This is a genomic window from Desulfonatronovibrio magnus, assembly GCF_000934755.1.
Lineage (GTDB): Bacteria > Desulfobacterota > Desulfovibrionia > Desulfovibrionales > Desulfonatronovibrionaceae > Desulfonatronovibrio > Desulfonatronovibrio magnus.
This window is the reverse complement of record NZ_JYNP01000119.1, coordinates 1-6,310: the sequence shown is the minus strand read 5'-3', so window position 1 is coordinate 6,310 and position 6,310 is coordinate 1. Positions and strand designations below refer to the sequence as shown.

Below are 6,310 nucleotides of genomic sequence, written 5' to 3'. Positions count from 1 at the left end.
ATAGGATGATCTCAAGCTATTTCACCGGGTGAAGGTCTATATAGATCAGACATCGAACAAGGTGCTCATCAACATCCACTGCTGTAGCGTGATACCTGTCTTCCCAGAAAGCACCCTTACGCTTTTTTCTCTGATTGTATTCCTGGCCGGTTCTGCCAGCTATTAATTGTAAAGACCTGGGTATAACATCTTTGTCTTCATGACCGTGTACCAGCAAGTGAATATGGTTTGAGGTAACCGTATAGTTCAATATCTGTAGCCCGTATCTCTTTTTGGCTTCAAACAACCATTTTACCCATGTGCTACGGTCCTTGGCGAATTTAAGCAAGAATTCCTTTTTGTGGCATCTATGTGTAATATGCCATACATGATCAGGCAAAAAATATCTGTTGGCTCTGGGCATATTTGCTTACAACTGGTTTTTGAGCATTAAAAAGGGCATTCTAAGGCCAATTTTAGACTATATAGAGGATATTTATACAATCAACTCAATAACTTGATTAGGTCCGACCCCATAAGCCATAAGTTTTCAACACTACGGGCAGGTTGTCCGCAATCCGTATAGCGCGATAGACCTCCGAGTTGTCACCACTGTGCAGAAGATTCAAATTCGTATAGTTGGTTGTCATGTGAGTTTTTTCCTGTAATGTTTATCAAGTCAGCACCAGCCGCACCGGATTTCAGAGGACAGTTTAATTATTCTCTTCAAATAAATCAGCTTGGGTTCTGCAGAAATAGAAATGGGAGAAATGAGAAATAGGGCTGGGATCGATTTGGTTTCCCGCCTAACGTTAAAATCAGCGGCGGCAAAGGCGGAGCGAAGCGGAGGATTTGGCATCCGGTGCATGGCCTGGTTATGTTTGATATTCGATCTCCACAGCGGATTCGTCTCCACAATGAATGAAGAACTCGCCTTGGGCTGAGAGTGAAGATTTAAGCTGAAACCAACCACGACCGGATTTCTCGCGACCATCATCATTTCCAGACCACGAGAACTCAACTCGGCTTTCATCATCTGAAACTCGGTAATCAATTTGGCCCTCGACTGCTCCGAAGACAAAGAAACCAAGGCCATCTTCGTCGAACTGGAAATATCCAGGCTCGACAAGATCAACAAAGTCTTGATCCCACATTTCCATCCATTTGATACGCCATCGTCCAGCGATGTTACTCAAACTACCTCCTTAAAACATAACAAATTAGTATATAGGTTACTGAAAATTATCAAAAAGCTTTTCCCTTGACAATAAAAAATTGTAACTGTTCACCACATTTAGTATGTGACTATGCAAATGCACTGGATTCAGGCTTTCGCCGGAATCCAGGGTATTTTAATAATTTTATAGCAAATGTGGTGAATAGATACGGCATTCTAAGGCATTTTTTTGGCCATGTAGAGACCCTTTACTCAATTAGTTCAATAACTTGTTTAGGTCCGACCCCAAGCCAACGGAGCTTTTCAGGATGCGTGTTGTCATGCGGCAGGCAGAGGCAATCATTATCTGTGCAGGGGCAGGCCTTTAAGCCTGCCCGCATTCAATTACCCGTTCGCACCATGGGGGTTGGCAACAACCCGACCTGCAAGCTGTGGCTGCGTCAGGGTAGTAATCGGATAAGATTTTGTATGCACGGTTCTGTCAGTATGTCTGTTTTTTGTCTCCGGATGTGTAGAGAAAGGAAGATACTGCCATATGTACAGAGCTTTCCGGCAGGGTTCGGACACAATCCACAGGCAAAGTGCTGACCTGCTGGTTATCGGGAAGAACCATTACGCAGAATTTTTTCTCTATCGGGCAGATCACAGCCATCCGGAATATATTTTTGGGCGCACCACCTGCCCGGAAAAGGTCATAGCGTTGCAGGCTGCATCCGGACTGCTGGAGGATGCCACCTGATTGCATCCAGTAGGTTGGAGGCATGGAATGCTTAACCCATACCTTTTCAGGAAGTTCCCAGGCGAAAGCGGCAGAGGAACAGACAAGCACCAAAAGAAACACGGATCTTGAAATAATGATATCCATGGACATGACAGCCTCCTTTTTGAATCTTGTTATGGATGTTACCCCGAATGCCCTCTGTGGCATTTTATCAGGATTCAGGCGCTTATGGGTGCCAAAAACAGGGATTGGCTTTGGTATCTGTCATTTTAAACGTCTTTCTGCAATGTGTGTTCGTTGATGACGCTGACAATATGCGGGCCAGTCCGATGATATGGACCTGGTATTTGCACTGTTTTTAGTTTCTGAAGCAATTATACACTTCCTACTTGATGAACGTATTTATATCGAATGCTAACGACCAAGCTCACCGGCGGCAATGGAGCGCAGCGGAATTGCCGTCCGGTGCAGCGCTGGCGACAGCCAGCGCCGTGACAGGGACGGACCGTCTGCTCCAGCGCGATGTTATGATACCAAGCCCCAGCTGCACTCCCTGGCCTCTGCTCGTGGCCTACCATCTGATATCCAAAGCAAAACTCAGCCGTCGGCCTGACATTAGGCCTCGCGACAAGCGCTGGGCCCGCTGCGCTCTCAAGCTCCACACCGTTCGCGTTGTCAGGCTGCGGCGATGAGCACGGCGCCTGAGGTGTTCACGGCACTGCGGCAAGCCGCGATGATCCTACCATACTTCGCGATCTCTTGCTCGACCGCGGGCCCAATCCGAACGCTAAACCCTGACCTTCACGAAGTATAACGCCCCGCATAACCGGCTGGCAATGGAGCGCAGCGGAATTGCCAGTCCGTGTTGATGCGGTTGTTAGGCCTGCGGCTTTACTGCTTCAATAGTAGCCGAAACAATATAATCCTCGATCTTGCTTCCAGGTGCCCAATCACGGATAAAGGTTTTACTCTCATCTTTTGGTTTGATGTGTATGTTTTGAAAGCCAGCTTGCCGCAACATGGATTCAAGCTCCGGGATGAAAGATGCGCCGCTCACGCATCCAGTATACATAGCCATATCTTTCTTTATGGGCTCAGGCATTTCAGCAGTGGCTACAACATCAGAAATCGCCAGCCGCCCGCCTGATTTCAATACGCGGAAAGCCTCGCTGAATACCCTTTGTTTTTCGGGTGAAAGATTGATTACACAATTCGAGATGATAACATCAACAATCCCATCGGCAACTGGAAGATTCTCCAACTCCCCCAATCGAAAATCGACATTTCTGAATCCGGCTTTCTCAGCATTCCGACGGGATGTGGTGATCATCTCCGGCGTCATGTCAACACCGATAACCTGTCCATTGTCGCCAACGGCTCGTGCAGCCAGAAAAGAGTCGAACCCTCCGCCGCTGCCGAGATCGAGTACTGTTTCGCCGGGTTGCAAGGAAGCGATAGCTTGCGGATTGCCACACCCGAGGCCCATGTTCGCTCCTTCCGGCACAGCATCCACATCCTCACTGGAGTAACCCAAGCCAAGCGAAACATCAGCCGAATTCACTTTGCTCGGTGTTCCACAACAGGATGAAGGCGAGCAACCACAGCCCGCATTCCCTGACGCTGCAATTTTCCCATAGTTCTTCCGCACCGCATCGCGAATTTCGTCATTCTTACTTTTGTCCATCTGGACCTCCATTATTGCAACAATTCTTTTCGGCCTAACAAATTAGTATATAGTTTCCAGATAATTACCAAAAAGCTTTTCCCTTAACAATAAAAAATTTTTATCTAATAAAAGTTCTAACATGATATTATGATAAATTTCATTTTATACATAAAGGCATAGTATGAAAAATATCCCTCCTGACCTGCAAAACAGTTTTCAGCTCCATTTGGAGCAAGAATCTTTTAGCAAGCAAAAGCAGGTAGAGTATCAAAAATGGCTCCGTTTTTATCTTGATTTTTGTCAAAAGTATAACTTTGTTCAATCTGACCAGAACAGCCTTGATCATTTCATTAAAAAATTACGAGAAAAAAAGCAGACAGATCTACAGCAAAGTCAAGCAGCCCGGGCTATAAAACTCTATTACAAGATTATTCAAAGAAAGGAAGAAACGCAGGACACAGTGAATCAAAGAGAAGTCCTTTCTGAAAAAGATGAGCAATATAAAATAACAGGAGCTGACTGGAGAAGTGTTTACAAAGACCTCTCGGGTGAAATTACTCTCAGGCATTATTCCCCAAAAACCTTAAGGGCTTACACAGGCTGGGTCAGGCAGTTTCAAGCCTTTGTGAGAAGCAAAGACAGTCGTCTGTTGACTGGTAGTGAGGCCAGGGATTTCCTGACCTTTTTGGCTGAGAAGAAAAAAGTCTCGGCATCTACCCAACTATCAAAAGCCAGACCAAATAAGAGGCGATAAGCCCTTTGGATTTTTGATCGCCCTGATATTTGACCCAGGTGACGACTTTGACGGGACTTTCTTTTTTTCTGCTAATTTTTCGGATATAGCCAGCAACCAACTTAATCAACCTGCCCCCCTGTGCTTTACTCTAACAGGCTGCTAAGGATAAAGAAGCGCGAGGGGCTTTTGCCTGCTTTTACACCTCTTTTGTCTCTGTAAATTCTTTCAGATCGGAATTCAGGATGTATTCCAGCTCTTTAAAACCATCCTCTTTTGTCTCGGCAAACACAAACCCGAACACAGGATAGCAGGTATAGTCTATTTTTCTTAGCTCCAAAGGCTTTTCAAAACCGGCCAGGAGCCTGTCATAGTCAAACCGTGAAATGTCGTTTCCATTTATTCCGGTGGAGTTGTCCAGAACAATTATGCTGAACAGCTTGCCTTCCCTGCCCTGCAAGACCTTGATCCAGTCCGGTCTTTTCTGTTCATAATAGTAGACATAAGGGTTGAATCCCCAGGCCTGAAAAGTCATGTCCGGTGTGGTGCACCAGCCTCCAAAGCGCAGGGGATTGATCTCTATGGGCAGGATCTGCCCGTCCTGCTGTTTTCTGAGTTCCATATGTACTGGAAAGTTTTTTATCCCGGTTGCCTGGCCGATTTTTGCGGCGAAATCAGTAAATTCCCTGAGGTTGTTCTGAATTATATCCATAGAGGTAGTGTAAACCCGGTCGCTTACGTCTGCGTCCGAAGAAAAGACATGCTTGAAAATCGACAAGATTACAGGCTCGCCGTTTATGTCATAGTAGGCATCCACTGCGAATTCTTCTCCGGTAATGCACTCTTCTATCAGGAAACGCTCAGCGTCCATGACCTCCTGGGGATAAATATCCTGCACCTTTTTTATTTCCGCCCGGATGGCTTTAACAGTCTTCTGCCATTGCTGCGGGGTATCGACTTTGTGAACTCCCATGCTGAAAAAGCCCACTGCCGGTTTTATGATGCACGGCATGGACAGTTTCTCCGCCTGGACATCTTCCAGATCTGCTTCTGAAACTCCCTGGAAAAAAAAGCCCGGAAACATATCCTTAGTAAGCTCCCTGAATAAGAGCTTGTCCTTGAATTGCCTGATTTTTTGGGGCAGGTGGGTCTCCTGAAGGTGCCTGGAGATCCAGCTCAGGGCATTTTCCGAGGACGAGTATATGCGCAGATCGCTTGAACTCCGGGCCAGGTCAGCAGCCTTTTTTTCACTTATAATATTAGTTCCCGGCAAAAGACCCAGCCCATTTGCCGCTTCTGTGCCCACCACCGGAATCTGATGGTCTTTTAACGTCTCTTTAAAGAAATCTGAAATATATGGTTTGTCTACGAAAAACATGAACAGCAATCTTTTTACTTTTGTGTTTAGCAGGTATTATATTTATAAGTAGAGAAACTTAACAGTAGCCTGTCCCTTATTTCTGCATCCAGCGGGCCGCTGCCATGGATCATCAGGACCGCGGGAAAAAATACGCGGCCGGATTGAATTGCGAGATCTGTTTCGTGCATTTTTCGCTTCCTGGGCGGTTTTCCCTTGGCGGTTCAGAGCCGGTCCATATTGATACTACGGCTTCCATTGCGCGGATGGAAAAGACACCTACCCTACCGCACGGGCCACGCTAAAAACTCCGAAGTCTTTACCCCCATGTGTCAGGATAGATGTCGCCCTCACAGCCAACAATGTCGACACTTTGCCAACAAAAACTCAAAAGGAGCCTGTCCCTTATTTTGTCCATGTACCTGGTACAGATGTCACGTTCGGAAAGGGATTTTTTGCTCATGATGAATTGTTCAAGCTGTTGGGATTTCCGGCCAGGTCCTTTTATATCCAACCAATGGGGATGTAAGCATTTATCAGGGTGGATGACAAGGGGAAAAGCACGGAAAGGTAACGCCTGTACCTGCCCGGCTGATTATCATATTACCAGACGACAGCTATCCCAAGCAGAGCTTCCCTGGTCAGGCTTGATTCAAAATACCAAAAGAGCCGGGAAT

The 6,310-nt window shown here is 46.4% G+C and carries 6 protein-coding genes; 1 reads left to right on the top strand and 5 read right to left on the bottom strand.

The features are described from left to right. Positions 1-16 precede the first annotated feature (16 nt). The 4 genes from LZ23_RS11265 to LZ23_RS11245 all read right to left on the bottom strand — a co-directional run bounded on the left by LZ23_RS11265 (position 17) and on the right by LZ23_RS11245 (position 3,561). Positions 17-403, bottom strand: a complete 387-nt coding sequence (locus LZ23_RS11265; RefSeq protein WP_045214242.1) for a transposase — start codon at positions 401-403, stop codon at positions 17-19. A 451-nt stretch (positions 404-854) separates the two neighbouring features. Then, positions 855-1,175, bottom strand: a complete 321-nt coding sequence (locus tag LZ23_RS11260; RefSeq protein WP_045214240.1) for a hypothetical protein — start codon at positions 1,173-1,175, stop codon at positions 855-857. A gap of 462 nt (positions 1,176-1,637) precedes the next feature. After that, positions 1,638-2,027, bottom strand: a complete 390-nt coding sequence (locus LZ23_RS11255; protein WP_045214239.1) for a hypothetical protein — start codon at positions 2,025-2,027, stop codon at positions 1,638-1,640. Between the two features lie 727 nt (positions 2,028-2,754). Beyond that, on the bottom strand, positions 2,755-3,561 hold the full coding sequence (locus tag LZ23_RS11245) for an arsenite methyltransferase (RefSeq protein ID WP_045214237.1): 807 nt from the start codon (positions 3,559-3,561) through the stop codon (positions 2,755-2,757). Positions 3,562-3,724: 163 nt separating this feature from the next. Here LZ23_RS11245 and LZ23_RS11240 point away from each other — a divergent pair, with 163 nt between their 5' ends. Continuing rightward, positions 3,725-4,297, top strand: coding sequence for a phage integrase N-terminal SAM-like domain-containing protein (locus LZ23_RS11240; RefSeq protein ID WP_052507326.1), 573 nt, complete (start codon positions 3,725-3,727; stop codon positions 4,295-4,297). 178 nt (positions 4,298-4,475) lie between these two features. Here the strand turns inward: LZ23_RS11240 and LZ23_RS11235 are convergent, their stop codons facing one another. Further along, on the bottom strand, positions 4,476-5,654 hold the full coding sequence (locus tag LZ23_RS11235; RefSeq protein WP_045214236.1) for an ATP-grasp domain-containing protein: 1,179 nt from the start codon (positions 5,652-5,654) through the stop codon (positions 4,476-4,478). Positions 5,655-6,310: the final 656 nt, after the last annotated feature.